This window comes from Apilactobacillus ozensis DSM 23829 = JCM 17196 (assembly GCF_001435995.1).
GTDB lineage: Bacteria > Bacillota > Bacilli > Lactobacillales > Lactobacillaceae > Apilactobacillus > Apilactobacillus ozensis.
This window is the reverse complement of record NZ_AYYQ01000034.1, coordinates 1-17,873: the sequence shown is the minus strand read 5'-3', so window position 1 is coordinate 17,873 and position 17,873 is coordinate 1. Positions and strand designations below refer to the sequence as shown.

Below are 17,873 nucleotides of genomic sequence, written 5' to 3'. Positions count from 1 at the left end.
TGTTATCTCATTTTTTGTAATAAATCTTTAGCGATAGTTGCGTGTCTGGCACGTTTTTGAAGTTGTACTTCTTTAACTTTGTTTAAAGCGGCTTCTTCAAATGCAGCACTGTAATTAATAGATACAGTTTCAGATGAAGAACTAGCTGGTTCTAGAAGTCTATCTTTGAATTCTTTTACTTCCTCATTGTACGCTTTATCTAAAGTCTTTAGACTTTCTTCGTAGTCTTTAGATAAAATGCTGGTAGCGTATTTTAAATCGCTACCTGTATAAGTGTTATAAACGTAAATCGCGATATCTAACATTTTTTCATTCATTATTTACAACTCCTTAAATATTTAGTTACTTTAATTATATATCAAAATGGCGAAAATTCATTTGAATGCATTTTATATTTATTAATTTTATAATAATAACTATATTTACAAAGAGGAGTTCGATTTATGACAAATGATTTTATTCATATAAAAGATGCTCATCAAAACAATTTAAAAGATATAAGTTTAAAAATACCAAAGCATTTAATAACAGTTTTTACAGGATTATCAGGTTCTGGAAAATCGTCATTAGTTTTTGATACTTTGGCTGCTAACTCTAGAAGAGAATTAAATGAGACATTTCCTAGTTTTACACAACAATATCTCCCTAAGTATGGGGCTCCACATGTCGGGAATATCGAAAATTTACCAGTAGCAATCGTTATTCAACAAAAAAAGGTTGGGAAAAATCCTAGGTCGACACTATCTACTTATACTGGCATTTATTCATTACTGCGATTATTATTTTCTAGAATTGGAAAACCTTGGGTTGGTTATTCTGATGCTTTTTCATTTAATTTGCCACAGGGAATGTGTGATGAATGTCAAGGATTAGGCTATGTTGATGAAATTAAGCCCGAAAAGATTTTAGACTATAATAAGTCACTTAACGAAGGGGCAATAACCTTTGTTAGTTTTGGACCGAATACGTGGCGTTGGAAAAGATATGCGTACACTGGTTTGTTTGATAATGATAAACCACTTAAAGAATATTCTGACCATGAACTTAATATGTTACTTTATGCACCTCAACAAAAATTAAAAAACGCTCCTAAACAATGGAAAAATTCTATTCTTTATGAAGGTTTAATTCCTAGAATCAAACGTTCAATTTTAGAAAGTCGTGAGGGACAGCATCATAAAAAAGCTATCGCTAATACTGTAACTAGAAAAATTTGTCCTAAATGTCATGGTAAAAAATTAAAGGATGACATTTTAAAATGTAAAATAAATAATTACAATATAGCAGATGTCTTACAAATGAATTTAGCTAAAGTATTATTGTTCTTAGATAGTATTAAAAATTCGCTTGCATTAGAAGTTATTCGTGAATTAAAAGCTAAGTTACAGTCCTTAATTGATTTAGGCTTGGACTATCTGACTTTAGATCGAAGTACTGATACTTTATCAGGTGGTGAAGTGCAAAGAATAAAGATTGCTAAGTTTATGAATAGCTCGCTTGTTGACATGCTTTATATACTCGATGAACCAAGTGTAGGCTTACATCCTAAAGATATTGAGTTAATAAAAAAAGCATTGTTTAAATTAAGAGATAGTGGTAACACTGTAGTAATAGTTGAACATAACCCTGAATTGATTCCAGTAGCTGACTATGTATTTGAAATTGGACCTGGTGCTGGAAAAGATGGTGGAGAAGTTACTTTTTCTGGAACTTACGATGAAATGTTTAAGTCTGACACAATCACTGGAAAAATGTTACGTAATAAATTGACTTTCAAAGATACTAAGAAACATAGTGAATTTTTGAAAATACGTGATGCCCAAGTCCATAATTTGCATTCAGTTAGTGTCGATATTCCGATGAATGCCGAGACGGTAATCTCAGGAGTGGCTGGTTCGGGGAAAAGTTCTCTAGTTAATTCAATTAAAAAACATTTGAGTTCAGATTATGTAGATTTATCACAAGATTCGGTTGGCGTAAATATTAGGGCTACTTCAGCCACATACCTAAATATATTAGATTCAATTCGAAAATTATTTAGCAATGCTAACGGCAAAGTTTCGCGTTCTTTGTTTAGCTATAATGGAAAAGGTAAATGTCCTATGTGTAAAGGTAAGGGTGTTAATATTACCAATATGGCATTTATGGATCCAGTAATTCAGGTGTGTGAACGTTGTCATGGTAAAAGATATAATGATGAGGCACTTAGTTACCTATATAATGGTAAAAACATCAGTGAAGTTTTGAACATGTCAATATCTGATGCACATGATTTTTTTGAAAATAATGACGAAATCGTTGCAAAATTGTCTAATATGCAAAAAGTTGGGTTAGGATATCTATCGTTAGGTCAATCTCTAGATACTTTATCAGGTGGTGAAGTTCAAAGATTGAAATTAGCTAATCAACTAAATAATAAGGGGACAGTTTATATTCTTGATGAACCAACAGCTGGTTTGCACATGCAAGATGTAAAGCGAATTGAAAAATTATTTAGTGAATTAGTTAACGATGGTAATACTCTTATTGTGGTGGAACATAATGTAGAAATCATTAGTAAAGCTGATTGGATGATTGATGTTGGACCAGGAGCCGGAATCAATGGTGGTCACATTTTATATCAAGGCATTCCTGAGCAATCTACATTAGATGAGAAATCAATAACTGGAAAGTATTTAAAAAAATATAATATGTAAATAAAAAAAGAGTGATTTATTTAATGTAAGTAAATCACTCTTTTTTATGCTTAAAAATGTTTATTTTGGTATATAATAAATAATATGCCCCAAGCAGGATTCGAACCTGTACTTGAAAAATCAAACAACGACCTGAACGTTGCGCGTCTGCCAGTTCCGCCATTGGGGCCTAGCAAGTTAATTCTACATCTAATTGTAATATTTTGCACGTTATATATAGCCATATCTAACTAGATGAATGGTACTATAATATCAACTTTGTTACAATGTGAGCAGTGTTAATAAAATTAAAAATAACTAAAATAATAAAAATAACTTTGATGTATCTTAAGAGGAGAAAATATTATGTGTGGATTTTGTGGATATGTTAATCAAAAAGATGTTCCTAATACAACAATTGAAAAAATGGCTAATCGAATTAAACATCGTGGACCTGACGATGAAAAGTATTTCCAAAATGATAAAGTTTCCATGGCATTTAGAAGACTTTCAATCATTGATTTAGCTCATGGAGGCCAACCACTTTATAGTTCTGATAATAAAAAGGTATTAACTTTCAATGGTGAAATTTATAACTATAAAGAAATTAGATCAGAATTACAATCAATGGGTTATGAATTTTCCACTGATGTTGATTCTGAAGTTTTAATTCGTGGATATGAAGCGTGGGGTAAAGACTTATTACAAAAGTTACGTGGAATGTTTGCCTTTGTTATTTACGACAGTACTAAGAATCAATTATTTGGGGCTCGTGATCATTTTGGAATTAAGCCACTATATTACTATGATGATGGCGAAAGCTTTATGTATGGTTCTGAAATTAAATCATTTTTAGAAAACCCAGCATTTAAAAAAGAATTAAATGAAAAATTATTACCAATTCACCTTAGCTTTGAATTTATCCCTTCAAAAGAAACTATGTTCAAGAATGTTTTCAAAGTAATGCCAGGTAACTATTTCATTCATGACATTGATGCTAAAACTACTGAAATGAAACCATACTTCAGATTTAATTATGACCATATTGATGAAAATGAAACCATCGAAGGCAATGCTAAAAAAATTGAAGCTTTAGTTAAAGATTCTGTTAAAGCTCATATGATTGCTGATGTTGAAGTTGGTAGTTTTCTTTCTAGTGGGGTAGATTCCAGCTATGTTTTAAATGAAGCTTCCAAGTTAAAACCAATTCAATCATTTTCATTAGGATTCGATAATTCTAAATATAGTGAGTTAGCATGGTCGACAGATTTTGCTCAACAAATTGGTCAAAAGAACACACCAATTAAAATAACTGGTGATGATTACTTTAATTTCTTACCAACTATGATGTATTACATGGACGAACCATTATCCAATCCTTCAGCCGTACAATTATTTTATCTAGCTCAAGGAACTAGAAAAAATGTTAAAGTTGCCTTATCTGGTGAAGGTGCCGATGAATTCTTTGGTGGATATAATACTTATTTAGAAGCGGTTCCATTTGAAAGATACCAAAAATTTGTGCCTCGTTTTGCTCGTAAAGCATTGGCTAACATTGCTGAAAAGATGCCTAGATTCCATGGCCGTCGCTTCTTGATTCGTGGGGCTCAACCTTTAAGCGAACGTTACTATCGTGTTAACTATGTATTTAATTATGATGATCGTAATCGTGTATTGAAGAACCCATCACTTAATATGGATTCTGGTGATTACTCAAAACACATTTTTGATGAAGTTCAAGGTAAAGATGAAATGACTCAAATGCAATATTTTGATATAAATACATGGTTACCTTTTGATATTTTACAAAAGGCAGACCGTATGAGTATGGCTAACTCACTAGAAGTTAGAACTCCATTGGTTGATAAAGAAATAGCTAAATTTGCAGCTACTATGCCAATTAAAACTCGTATCAATAAAGAAGGAACTAAGATTTCATTACGAAAAGCTGCTGAATCTGCATTACCAGACAAAGTTGCGATGAAAGAAAAGATGGGCTTTCCTTCACCAATTGCTAGTTGGATGAATGAACCTAAATACCACAAAAAAATCGTTAGAGCATTTAATTCAGACGTAGCTGAAAAATTCTTTAATGTTGATGAATTAATGCGTTTACTTAAAGAACATGGTGAAGGTAAGTCAAATATGCAAAAGATTTTCACTATTTACACATTTATTTTGTGGTATGAAGTTTACTTCCCAGAAAATACTAGTGCAAAAACAATTGATGAAGTACATCTTACTCAAGCTTTATAGGGAGTTTTTAAATTGTCATTAAGACTTACAGAAATATTAACCATCCTAAAAGAACATAATTTATTAACTAATGTGGAATCGCTTGCTGATGATTTAGCTTTTGAAAATTTAACTTATGATTCTAGACAAGTTACGCCAAAAACATTGTTTTGCTGTAAGGGTAATTTTAAAGAAGAATATCTATTGAGTGCTAAAAAAGCTGGGGCAACGGCATATGTTTCAGAAAAAACATATGAAGCTGGTCAAGGTATGCTTTCAATTCAAGTATCTGACATTCAAAAATCAATGTCTTTAATTGGAGCTGCTTTTTATGGGTATCCGCAAAATGACTTGTTTATTATTGCTTACACTGGAACTAAGGGTAAAACCACTTCATCTTATTTTGTACGCAGTATTTTAAAAAACACTACTAATAATAAGATAGCCTTATTTTCAACCATTGATACAGTTCTAGGAAATAAGCCGGAAGACCGTTTTAAATCACATTTAACTACTCCAGAGTCTATCGATATTTTTAAAAATATGCGTAGAGCTGTTGATAATGGCATGACTCATTTAGTTATGGAAGTATCTTCGCAAGCATACAAAAAAAATCGTGTTTTTGGCTTAAAATTTGACGTAGGACTTTTCTTGAATATTTCTCCAGACCATATTGGACCGAATGAACATCCTACATTCGCTGATTATTTACACTGTAAAGAACAGTTATTAGTTAATTCTAGAACATGTATAATCAATGCTGAAACTGACTATTTAGATGATGTTTACTATACCGCTAAGGCTACATCTCAGCCTAATAATGTTTATTTATACAGTCGTAATGGATTTACCAATTCAATGAACTTACCAGTTGATTGCCAATTTAGTAGCATCTCTGACGATTTAAATTCTAATATTATTAAAGTATTATCAGTATCTGATAAATGTAAAAAATTAAATATTGATAGTGACTATGAATTAGCCGTAGTGGGTGACTATAACGAATCTAATGCTGCCTCAGCAATTATTGCTGCTGCTATTGCTGGTTCTAAAGTGCAAGATGCTAAACTAGGCTTATCTTCTGTGTTAATACCTGGGAGAATGGAATCCTATGAAAGTAAAAATCATGGAACTGTTTATGTAGATTATGCTCATAACTATGCCAGTATGCATGCTCTACTTGGATTCTTAAAAAGCAAGAGTCCTAAAGGAAGAGTAATTGTTGTAGTGGGTAGTCCTGGAAATAAGGGTGTAGACCGTCGAGAAGGTTTTGGTAAGGCACTTACAGAAAATGCTGATGAAGCATTTTTAACGACTGATGATCCAGCCTTTGAAAATCCTTTAGACATTGCTAAGGAAATTGATGCGCATATTGATCATCAAAAAGTAGATGTTCATTTCGTAATGGATCGTAAGGAAGCTATCAAAAAAGCTATTCTTAGTGGTGATAAGAACTCAATTATAGTCGTTGCCGGCAAGGGCCGTGATCCTTACCAAAAAATTAACGGAGTAGATACACCTTACGAAACAGATTCAGTAGTGGTTAATAACATTTTGAAGGGATTATAGAATAATGAGTGATTTAAAAAATTTTACACCAATATTATTAGGTAGTGATTTTAATGTTTATGGAATGGCTAGATCACTATACGAAAAATATCATAAGCCAGTTAAAGCTTATGCAGAAGTACGTTTAGCACCTACTAGATATACTAAAATTGTTGATTTAACAACCATTCCTGGATTTAGTGAAGATCCTAAATGGATTGAAGAAATGCGTGAACTTAAAAAAGTGTATGCTAATCATCAAGAGCCTGTAATCTTAATTGGTTGTGGCGATGGATATGCTGAATTAATTTCCAAACATAAAGACGAATTGAGTGATGTTTTTGTTTGCCCATATGTTGATTTCAAATTAATTAAGCAACTTAATAGCAAAGAAAATTTCTACAATATGTGTGATAAACACAATCTTCCCTATCCAAAAACTAAGATTATTACTAAAAATGATTTTGAAAGTGACCAACCAATTAAACAACCATTTGGTTATCCAGTTGCTTTAAAACCAACTAATAGTGTTGAATGGTTAGATATTCATTTTGAAGGTCGTAAAAAGGCCTTTGTCATTAAATCAGAAGCAGAATTTAAAGATATTGTTTCTAAAATATATGAAAATGGTTATACATCTGACTTAATACTTCAAGACTTTATTCCAGGTGATGACAGCAACATGCGTGTATTAAATGCATATGTTGACAAAAACCATAAAGTAAAAATGATGTGCTTAGGTCATCCATTATTGGAAGATCCATCACCTTCTTCAATTGGTAACTATGTAGCAATTATTCCTGAATACAATCAAGCAATTTATGATATGATTCAAAAGTTTCTTGAGGATATTAAGTTCACAGGATATGCTAACTTTGATATGAAGTATGATTCTCGTGACGGTTCTTACAAGTTATTTGAAATTAATTTGAGACAGGGCCGTAGTAGCTTTTTTGTAACTTTAGCCGGTTATAATTTGGCTGATTGGGTTATTCAAGATTATGTTTACGATAGCTTAAAAGACCAACCAACTGTATACGGTAACAAGAATAAAGAAAATTATAGTTTATGGTTAGGTGTTGGTAAAAACGTATTTAGAAAGTATGCTAAGGAAAATTCTGAAAAAGATTTAGCTAACAACTTAATTAACGAAGGTAAATTTGGTACAACTTTCTGGTATGATAAGGACCGTAATTTTAAACGTTGGTTATTAATAACTTGGATGAAACATATTTATAAGAAGAATTTTGATCGTTATTTTTCAATTAATAAGGAATGATTTTTTATGAGAAACTTTTTCTCAATTATCGGTGGTATGGGAACCGAAGCCACAGAAAGCTATATTCATCTTCTAAATGAGCGTACTGACGCACATTACGATCAAGAGTATTTAAATTACATTTTGGTTAATCATGCTACTATTCCAGACCGAACTGATTATATTTTAGACCATAGTAAACCCAATCCTTTAAATGACTTAGTTGAGGACATACAACAACAAAATTTATTAAAGCCGGATTTTTACACGCTGCCATGTAATACTGCACATTATTTCTATGAACAGTTGCAATCGGTAGCTAACGCTCCAATTTTGCATATGCCTAAAGAAGCTGTTAAATCTATTAAAACTTCTTTTCCTAATTGTAGAAATGTTGGATTAATCGCAACGCAAGGGACTATTCATGATCATATTTATGATAATGAGATTAAAGCGATGGGTTATAATTTAATTCGCCCAACTGAACATGTGCAATTAGAAACGATGGAGTTAATTTATAAATGGGTAAAAGAAAAAAATAAGGTCAATGTTGATTTATATCATAACATTTTAGATGAAATGACTAACGAATTAGATAGTGACGTTGTTATATTGGGATGTACTGAACTTTCGGTTGCCCAAGAACGTGCAGGCAATCATGATTTTAATGTGGTGGATGCACAGTCGGTTTTAGTAGATAAAACAATCGAAATGGCAAAAAATAAAAAAGAGCTATAAGCTCTTTTTTATTTTGACTTTATTAAATTAAAAAATAATGATAAAATTCTTAAAAAGGAGTTGTTTATATGTCTAGAAAAGTTGGAATTATTGGTGATGGACATGTTGGTTCTACAGTTGCCCATTATATTGTTGCAAATGGATTTGTGGATGATTTAGTTTTAATTGACATTAATGATAAAAAAGTTAATGCTGATGCAATTGATTTTGAAGAGGCTATGCCTAATTTAGATTGTCATACTAATATTTTTGTAAATGATTATGATCAATTAAAAGATGCCGATGTTATCATATCAGCATTAGGGAACATTGGAATTTTAGATACTCCTGAAGCCAAAGGCAATCGTTTCGCGGAGCTACCTTTTAATCAAAAAAATGTTATCGAAGTTTCTAAAAAAATTAAAGCATCTGGATTTAAAGGCATTTTAATTGCAATTACTAATCCAGTGGATGTGATTACTTCTTTATATCAAAAATTTACTGGATTGCCTAAAGAACGTGTTATGGGAACGGGAACTTTACTTGATTCTGCTAGAATGAAACGTGCAGTTGCTAAAAAGGTAGGGGTAGATTCAAGATCTGTTAACGGTTATAACTTAGGAGAACACGGTAATTCACAATTTACAGCTTGGTCAACAGTAGACGTTTTGGGACACTCTATTTATGATTTAGTTGATGAATATCATTTAGATTTAGATCAGTTAGATGAAGATGCACGTAGCGGTGGATTTACTGTATTTAATGGTAAAAAGTATACTAGTTATGGAGTTGCTACTGCAGCGGTTAGATTAATGAATGTTGTGTTAAATAATTCAATGACAGTGTTACCAGTTTCTAACTATCGAGAAGAATATGGTGTTTACTTATCATATCCAGCAGTTGTTGGACGTGAGGGAATAATTAAGCAAACAAAATTAGAACTTTCTGAAAATGAATTAAATAAATTGCAAAGTTCAGCTAACTATATTAAAAATAAATATGAAGAAGTTTTAAACGGATAATTAATTTATTTTTAACTGTTTTAAGTCTTGATATAGCAGTCTTTATTTGGTAATATCATATCACGTTAATTCTATGTGATTGAGGTGAAAATAATGGCTGAAAAAGAGCTAAAAATTGGTGATTATGTTTCAGCACCAAAATTTGGTTACTTAAAACACGATTTTTATGGAAAAATTGAAAAAATATATGAAAATTCTGTCATGGTATTTATAACTGATAGTAATAAAGAAGATTCAATAGTTGTAAATGAATATAATAAAAGAGCGATTGTAAGCAAGAAGAATGCCAAAATTACTAAAAAATAATTATACATGCATGTGTTGATTATGTTATAATCATTTCATATGCGGGTATAGTTTAGTGGTAAAATATAAGCTTCCCAAGCTTAAGTCGCGGGTCCGATTCCCGTTACCCGCTTTAGAAAATTATATAATTAGATTTTCTTTATGTTCGATAATAAGAGAATAGTAGATGCATTTTAATTTTTAGCGAGCCTAGGATGATGAGAGCTGGGTAATTAAATGCTTCGAATCGCACTTTTTAGAACACAGTTAAATAAATTATAAAGTGGATTTATATCAATTAGAGTGGTACCGCGGGAAAACTCGTCTCTTACAATTTTTATTGTAAGGGACTTTTTATATTTAGGAGGTAAAATGATTATGGATTATAAAAAACAAGTTTCACAAGCAGTAAATAAAGCCATTGATAACGAATTATCAGTTGATGATATTTATAGTAAAATTGAAAGACCTAAAACTTCTGAAATGGGAGATTTAGCCTTTCCAGCATTTGCTTTAGCTAAAGTTTTGCGTAAAGCTCCCCAACAAATTGCTTTAGATATCGTAGATAAAATTGAAAAAGATAGTTTCGAAAAAGTGGTTGCTGTAGGACCATATGTTAACTTTTTCTTAGATAAGAGTGCTTTTAGTAACAATGTTATTAAGAATGTTTTAAATGATGGCAGTAACTATGGTGCTAATGATGATGGAAAAAACGGTAATGTAACTATTGATATGTCATCACCTAACATTGCTAAGCCTATTTCAATGGGCCATTTAAGATCTACTGTAATTGGAAACTCAATAGCTAACATTTTAACTAAAAACGGTTATCACCCAGTTAAAGATAACCATTTAGGTGATTGGGGTACTCAATTTGGTAAGTTAATTACTGCTTACTTGAAATGGGGTAATGAAGAAGATGTTAAAAAAGACCCTATCAACTATTTGGTTAAGTACTATGTTAAATTTCATAAACTAGACAAAGAAAATCCTGAATTAGATGATATTGCTCGTGACTGGTTCAAAAAACTTGAAAATGGTAATGAAGAAGCCATTAAATTATGGAAATGGTTCCGTGAAGTTTCAATTGAAGCCTTTGATAAAATTTATGACAAATTAGGCGTTAAATTTGATACTTATAATGGTGAAGCATTCTATAACGATAAAATGCAAGAAGTTATCGATATTTTAAACGGTAAAGGTCTACTAAGTAAGTCACAAGGTGCTACTATTGTTGATCTAAGTAAGTATGATTTAAATCCAGCACTTATTTTAAAGAGTGATGGAGCTTCTTTATACATTACTCGTGATATTGCAACTGCTTTGTATCGTGATCGTACCTACAAGCCAGCTATGAATTTATATGTAGTAGGTTCAGAACAAACTTATTACTTCAAACAATTAAAAGCAGTACTTAAAGAAATGGGAGTTCCTTCAGCTGAACATCTATACCATGTTCCATTTGGTTTAATTACTGTTAATGGTAAGAAGTTATCAACACGTTCTGGTAGAATTATTTTACTAGACGAGGTTTTAAATGATTCTATTGAAATTGCTAAAAAGCAAATTGAAGAAAAGAATCCAAGCTTACCAAATAAAGAAGAAGTTGCTAATGAAGTAGGTGTTGGAGCAATTGTATTTGGTGATTTGAAGAACGAAAAAATTAACAATATTGATTTCGTGCTAGAAGACCAACTACGTTTTGAAGGTGAAACAGGTCCTTACGTACAATATTCACACGCTCGTGCTGAAAGTATTTTAAGAAAAGCTGGTAAAACTGAATTTAATGATAACGACTACAAGCTTAACGACACTGAATCATGGGATACTATTAAGTTATTAAATGATTTTCCAAATATCATCAAAATGGCTTGCAAGGAATTAGAACCCTCAGTCGTTGCTAAATATTCCTTACGTTTAGCCAAAGCATTTAACAAATACTACGCTCATTCTAAGATATTGGCTGATGATAGTGAACTCAATGCTAGATTAGCTTTAGTTAAATCTGTATCAATTGTATTAAAAGAATCATTGAGATTACTTGGTGTTAAAGCTCCAGATGCAATGTAATAAATAGAGTGCATTTAACATTTTTGTTAAATGTACTTTTTTATTATGAATAAATTTATTGATTTGTTGTAAAATAGTGTTTGTTTAAAAGTAAAATTCCCTTATAAAAGGAGAAAACTGTTAATGGAAAAAAATAATAATTTTAGTTATTTTTTATCTAAGCTTAGAGCATTTTGGCAGAGATATTTTATAACTAAATTTTTAATTATATTTATACTTGCAGCCATTTTTATTATTAGTTCATATTGTACCTATGTAGCTAAAACTATCGATGTTGGGACACTGCACTCATCCCTAGAAAAAACAACTAGAATATATGATTCTAATAATAATAAAGCAGGTAGTATTTACTCGCAAAAAGGTACGTATGTGGGTTTTAAACGGATTTCGCCTAACATTCCGAATGCTATTTTATCGACTGAGGATCGTAATTTTTATCATGAACATGGTTTTTCAATTAAAGGAATTGGAAGAGCAGCCTTAATGGTAATTAAAAATAAAATAATGCATCGTAATTACATCAGTGGTGGTGGTAGTACTTTAACGCAACAATTAGTTAAAAATGCGTATTTAACTCAAGAGCAAACATACAGCCGAAAACTAAAAGAGCTATTTATTTCAATTCAAGTGGAAAACGTTTACTCTAAAAATGCAATTTTATCTATGTACATGAATACTGCTTATTTTGGTAATGGTGTTTATGGAGTAGAAGATGCTTCTCAAAGATACTTTGGAATGCCAGCTAAAGATTTATCAGTTCAAGATGCTGCTGTTATTGCTGGTATGTTAACTAATCCAGGAAGATTTAATCCAGTAGATCATCCAGATTTAGCAAAAGCTAGACGTAATGTAGTATTACAGTTGATGGTAGAAAATAATAAGTTATCACAAAGTAAAGCAAACTATTTAAAAACATTACCTATTAATTTGAAGGATAACTATTCATATAAAGATAAATATAAATACCCTTATTATTTTGATGCAGTAATTGATGAAGCTGTTAATAAATATCATATATCTGAGTCTGATATTATGAATAAGGGATATAAAATATACACTAATTTAAATCAACAACAGCAAACAGCGATGCAAAATTCATTTGACAATCCTAGTATGTTTCCAAATAATGCTGCCGATGGTACGAAAGTGCAAGCGGCATCAGTTGCAGTAAATCCAAAAAATGGTGGCGTCATGGCTGTCGTAGGTGGACGCGGTACACATATTTTTAGAGGTTACAATCGTGCTTATCAAATTAAAAGACAACCAGGTTCAACTTTAAAACCGATTGCTGTTTACACACCAGCTTTAGAAAATGGTTATTCTTATGATTCTAGTCTGGTTAATAAGAAAAAATCTTACGGTTCAAACCATTACACACCTAAAAATTATAATGATCAATATACTGGTAAAATTCCAATGTATAAAGCTTTAGCTGATAGTATGAATGCACCTGCAGTGTGGCTTTTAAATAAAATAGGTACTGATGAAGGATATAAGTCAGTTAAAAAATTTGGTCTACCAATTAGCGAAAGTGATAATAATTTAGCTTTAGCTTTAGGTGGAACTTCTAAAGGGGTATCGCCTCAAGAAATGGCTGGAGCTTATACAGCTTTTGCTAATGGAGGTACCATGACTAAGCCAAATTACATTCGAAAAATTGTAGATGCATCAGGGACTACAGTCGTTGATAATACAGATAATGGTGACCCTACTAAAGTTATGAGTGGTAAGGTTGCTGACGAAATGACCAGTATGATGCTAAATGTATTTAATGAAGGTACTGGTGTTGATGCTAAACCAGATGGATATCAAGTTGCTGGTAAAACTGGAAGCACCGAAGCTGATTATGCTGGTGATAGTAATGCAACGAGAGATAAATGGATTATTGGTTATACACCTGATGTAGTAGTAGCAACGTGGGAAGGTTTTGATAATACCAATGCTACTCATCATTTAGAAAATTTAAGTGGCACCGGTGTTGGACCGTTATTTAAACAAGAAATGCAACAAATTATTCCAACTACTAAGAATAGCAATTTTGATGTTAAAGATGCCTCTTCAATGGTTCAAGAAAAGAATAGACCGGCTAATGGTTCTGACACTTGGGAAAATATTAAAAATGGTGTATCCAAATTTGGTTCTAGTATTAAAGACGGTTTTAATAACATTAAGCAAAATACCGAAAATTGGATTGAAAGTGCCAAAAAAATGATTGAAAAATAGAAATTTTGACTATTGTATTTTAAAAGTCGTATCATATTCAGTATGATACGACTTTTTTTAAGGAGAAATTTATGAAATTTATTCATACTGCAGACTTGCATTTAGAAAGTCCTTTTAGAGGAATACTGGGGGATGATTTTCCCAGCAATTTAAAAAAAATGATTTTAAATTCTACGTTCAATGCTTTTACTAATTTAGTTAATGATGCTATTAGTAAAAAAGTTGATTTTATTTTAATTGTAGGTGATATATTTGATATTGAAAATCCTACGCCTAAAGCAAAATTATTTCTACAAGAGAAATTTCAGCAACTTAATGAAGCAAATATAAGTGTTTTTATGAGTTATGGTAATCATGATTATCACGCTAATGATTTAGGTATATATCCTAAAAATGTTTATGTATTTCCAGAACAAGTTACTAATAAGATAATTAATATTGATAATAAAACAATCGGTATATGTGGTTTTAGCTATACTAATAAGTGGATATCTGAAAAGAAAATTAATGAATATCCTATAAAAAAGAATATCGATTATCAAATTGGAACTTTTCATGGAGAGCAGGGTAACGAATCTAATTATGCCAGTTTTATGATTGATGACTTACTTGCCAAACACTACGATTATTGGGCTTTAGGACATATCCATAAAAGACAACAATTAAACGTTGAACCACCAGTTTGGTATTCAGGCAATATTCAGGGTAGACATAAAAATGAAAATGGTGATAAAGGTTATTTGTTTGTTGATACTGATAATGACAGTAAGGCGAAGTTTATTTCAACTTCAGTGATTGATTGGAATAGTATGGATTTAAAAGTTGATGATTTATCAGAATTACAGATTAAAAACTTAATAATTGATACTATAAGTAAACAACAGTTTAGTAAGACTAACTTATTAGAAATTAATTTATATTGCAATCAAATTGATGAAATGTCTAGTGATGACCTGTTAGAAATAGTTCAAGACGCGATTTATTCAATTTATACTGACCTTAACGCTTGGGTTTATAATATTAATTTGAAGTCTATACAAAATTCTTTTAATTTGATTGGTGATAAATATTGGAAACTAACCGAGTCTAAAGTTTTTAATAATGAAAATATATTAAATACTGCTGATTCTTTATTTAAGTACCCATTTATAAACGACCATTTTTCTAAAAATGAAAGCATTGAAGATTTAAATCAATCCGCTAAAAATATTTTAATGGGTGAAAATATGAAAGGGGATGAATAAATGATAATTAAGCAATTAAATATTTTTGGGTACGGTAAATGGCAGGATTCAACAATAACCTTAAAAAGTAAAAATTTAAATGTTATTTTTGGTAATAATGAATCTGGTAAAACTACATTAATTAGTTTTATTAAAGGAATACTATTTGGATTTAAGGATGGTCATAATACATATGAACAATATATTCCTAAAAATACTAAGTCCTATGGTGGAGAATTACTGGTTGATGTAAATAATAAGCTGCTTAAAATAAAGCGCATAGCCGGAACTCACGGTGGAGAACTATCAATCGTTGATAATGATTCGGGAGAAACAATATCTAATGAAAAATTAGATGACATTATGGGCCCAATTAATCGTGAATCTTTTGATAGTATATTTTATTTTGGCAATTTTGACACTAAAGCTTTTTCAAAAATTAGTGATGAACAATTGGCGTATATAATACAAAAAGTGGGATTTGCTGGCAGTGAAAAATTCATTGCTTTGAAAGATGATTTATCTAAACGTTATAAAAAGTTATATGCTAAGAATGGTAGGAACCCCATCTTAAATAAAAAACTAAAAGATTATAAATTACTTTTAGATAAAATTGAACAAGCAAAGCAAAATCAAAATGAATACACTCAACTAGAACTTGAATACAATAATGTTGATAAAAAATATAGCTTGGCTAGTCATAAGTTATCGAAATTAAATAATCATTTAAAAACATTACAGGGTTATAAAAATAATTGGACACTTTTTCAAAAACTTAAAGCATATAACTCTCTAAAAAATAAAGAAATGCCTATTGGGTTTAGCATTGAAGATAAGAAAACTTTAGATAACTTATCACGTAGCATAGAAAATGTAGATGATAAAATTGAAAATTTAAATGAACAATTAAATTTAAATGTATCTAACAAAATTAGTGATCAAAATAAAACGTTTAAGAATCATTTGTCTGAAATCGACGATATCAAGTCTGAAATTAACAGTATGGAAAAAAACATTATTAATTATAATGCTAATATTAGTAATTTAAAATCGTTAAATAATCAAATTGAAAGTTATTCAAATGACTACTCAAATGAGTTAGATGCTGAACCATTACATCAAAAACAGGTGTTTGAACTAAAATCACTTTTAGTCAATCGACATAAACTTTTAAACTCAAATAATATGTCTACTGGTAAAAATAATATTTTATATTTAGTTATTTTTTTGATATCTTTTGTTTTGATGTTGCTTGGATTTTTAACCACTAAGTCACTATCTTTATTTGGATTAGTTTTGGCGATAATAATAGGAATACTTTATAAATCTAATCAAAAACAATTAAAAGCTAAGAATGAAATTAATCAAAAAGTTACTAAAATTGATGAAAAAATATCTTTTTATAAGCAACAATTTAATTATAAAAGTAACAATCCTAATGATTGGATTGCTGTTCAACCTATTTTAAAAAATTACAAAAAAACACTAATTAATCGTGATCAAATAGCATCGGATAAGGTTAAATTAAAACAAAAAATAGATAATTATTTTGATAAATTCAATAAAATCACAAATATTTTAGATAATAACGATGAAGATTATTCCAACAAATTAATAAAATTAAAAAAATATATTGATAAAAATGAGCATGAAATAAGCAGTTATAAGAATAATTTACAACATTATACTTTGTTGAAATCCAAGCAACAAAGTATCAATTCCAAAAAATTAGTTTTAAAAAAACAACTAGTAGAATTTTTTAACAAGCGAAATGTAAAAAATTATGATGAATTTATTCAAGAGTATAATCGTCAAGAAAATATTGCTTATAATTTAAAAGATTTAAAAGAAATAAGTAAACAAATTCCTGATGAATTATATGTTTCAATGAATAAATATACTGATGTTGATGAACTAAATAGTGATTACACTAAATTAAATTATGAGAGAAAAGTCTTACAAGATAGTATGTTGGCTTTAACTAAAGATAAGACTGAACTAAATTCCAAATTATCGATTATAAAAAGAGACGGTACTTATTCAGAATTAATTCAAAAACAGGCCAATCTTGAATCTGAAATTATTCATATAACTTATCAATGGCTTGCCTTAAAGTTATCTAATCAGTGGATTGACGAAATGCTAGATTTAGCAACAGCCGACTTAATTCCTAAAATTAAAGAAAGAGCTAAAAAATATTTTTCTATTTTAACTAATTCAAATTATATAAACATTACTTATTATAAAAGTAAACTTAAATTAACAAGAGCCGATAAGTTAAAATTTGATGTTGGTGAATTATCAAGAGGGACGATGCAACAGCTTTATTTTGCAATTTTGCTTTCAATGGCAGTTAATTTTGGCGAAAAATATAAATTGCCCATCATCATTGATGACGGATTTTATGAATACGATGAAAACAGATTGAATCAAGCAATGAAACTAATTAAGGAAGTCAGTAAAGAAATTCAAATTATTTATTGTACTGCTGATGGTAAAGCTAAAAAATCATTTAACGATGATGTATTAATTACTATCTAAGTTTATAAAATAAAAAAGGAATGAAGTGACCCCCAAAAGTTGGACAATAAAATGTTCAATAATTTGGGGGTTATTT

The 17,873-nt window shown here is 30.2% G+C and carries 12 protein-coding genes and 2 tRNA genes; 12 read left to right on the top strand and 2 right to left on the bottom strand.

All coding sequences use genetic code 11. The annotated features are described in order from the left end of the window. Positions 1-2 precede the first annotated feature (2 nt). Complete coding sequence (locus tag FD06_RS05315; protein ID WP_056966582.1) at positions 3-317, bottom strand: hypothetical protein; 315 nt, start codon at positions 315-317, stop codon at positions 3-5. A gap of 126 nt (positions 318-443) precedes the next feature. Here FD06_RS05315 and FD06_RS05310 point away from each other — a divergent pair, with 126 nt between their 5' ends. Next, positions 444-2,696, top strand: a complete 2,253-nt coding sequence (locus tag FD06_RS05310; RefSeq protein WP_056966580.1) for an ATP-binding cassette domain-containing protein — start codon at positions 444-446, stop codon at positions 2,694-2,696. 85 nt (positions 2,697-2,781) lie between these two features. Here the strand turns inward: FD06_RS05310 and FD06_RS05305 are convergent. Beyond that, positions 2,782-2,865, bottom strand: a tRNA-Leu gene (locus tag FD06_RS05305). Between the two features lie 176 nt (positions 2,866-3,041). Between FD06_RS05305 and asnB the strand changes: the two genes are divergently transcribed. The 11 genes from asnB (at position 3,042) to FD06_RS05250 (ending at position 17,797) form a co-directional block, all read left to right on the top strand. Next, positions 3,042-4,931 carry an asparagine synthase (glutamine-hydrolyzing) gene (gene asnB / locus FD06_RS05300; protein WP_056966579.1) on the top strand — a complete coding sequence of 630 codons (1,890 nt, stop codon included), beginning with the start codon at positions 3,042-3,044 and terminating at the stop codon, positions 4,929-4,931. Positions 4,932-4,943: 12 nt separating this feature from the next. Continuing rightward, a complete protein-coding gene (locus FD06_RS05295; protein WP_056966577.1) occupies positions 4,944-6,479 on the top strand; it encodes a UDP-N-acetylmuramoyl-L-alanyl-D-glutamate--2,6-diaminopimelate ligase in 1,536 nt (511 codons plus the stop codon). A 4-nt stretch (positions 6,480-6,483) separates the two neighbouring features. Further along, positions 6,484-7,737 (top strand): carboxylate--amine ligase, encoded by a 1,254-nt coding sequence (locus FD06_RS05290; RefSeq protein ID WP_056966575.1) that lies wholly within the window; start codon positions 6,484-6,486, stop codon positions 7,735-7,737. A 6-nt stretch (positions 7,738-7,743) separates the two neighbouring features. Next, positions 7,744-8,454: an aspartate/glutamate racemase family protein gene (locus FD06_RS05285; protein ID WP_056966574.1), complete on the top strand. Its 711-nt coding sequence runs from the start codon at positions 7,744-7,746 to the stop codon at positions 8,452-8,454. A gap of 68 nt (positions 8,455-8,522) precedes the next feature. Continuing rightward, the gene (locus FD06_RS05280; RefSeq protein ID WP_056966572.1) at positions 8,523-9,455 is read left to right on the top strand and encodes an L-lactate dehydrogenase; all 933 of its coding nucleotides are present in this window, start codon (positions 8,523-8,525) and stop codon (positions 9,453-9,455) included. Positions 9,456-9,548: 93 nt separating this feature from the next. Continuing rightward, complete coding sequence (locus tag FD06_RS05275) at positions 9,549-9,761, top strand: DUF2187 domain-containing protein (RefSeq protein WP_056966570.1); 213 nt, start codon at positions 9,549-9,551, stop codon at positions 9,759-9,761. A gap of 41 nt (positions 9,762-9,802) precedes the next feature. After that, positions 9,803-9,873 (top strand) — tRNA-Gly (locus tag FD06_RS05270). Between the two features lie 245 nt (positions 9,874-10,118). Beyond that, positions 10,119-11,810, top strand: a complete 1,692-nt coding sequence (gene argS, locus FD06_RS05265; RefSeq protein WP_056966568.1) for an arginine--tRNA ligase — start codon at positions 10,119-10,121, stop codon at positions 11,808-11,810. A gap of 123 nt (positions 11,811-11,933) precedes the next feature. Then, the gene (locus tag FD06_RS05260; RefSeq protein ID WP_056966565.1) at positions 11,934-14,033 is read left to right on the top strand and encodes a transglycosylase domain-containing protein; all 2,100 of its coding nucleotides are present in this window, start codon (positions 11,934-11,936) and stop codon (positions 14,031-14,033) included. A 71-nt stretch (positions 14,034-14,104) separates the two neighbouring features. Beyond that, positions 14,105-15,277: a metallophosphoesterase family protein gene (locus FD06_RS05255; protein ID WP_056966563.1), complete on the top strand. Its 1,173-nt coding sequence runs from the start codon at positions 14,105-14,107 to the stop codon at positions 15,275-15,277. Continuing rightward, complete coding sequence (locus FD06_RS05250) at positions 15,278-17,797, top strand: ATP-binding protein (RefSeq protein ID WP_056966562.1); 2,520 nt, start codon at positions 15,278-15,280, stop codon at positions 17,795-17,797. It begins immediately after the preceding gene. Positions 17,798-17,873: the final 76 nt, after the last annotated feature.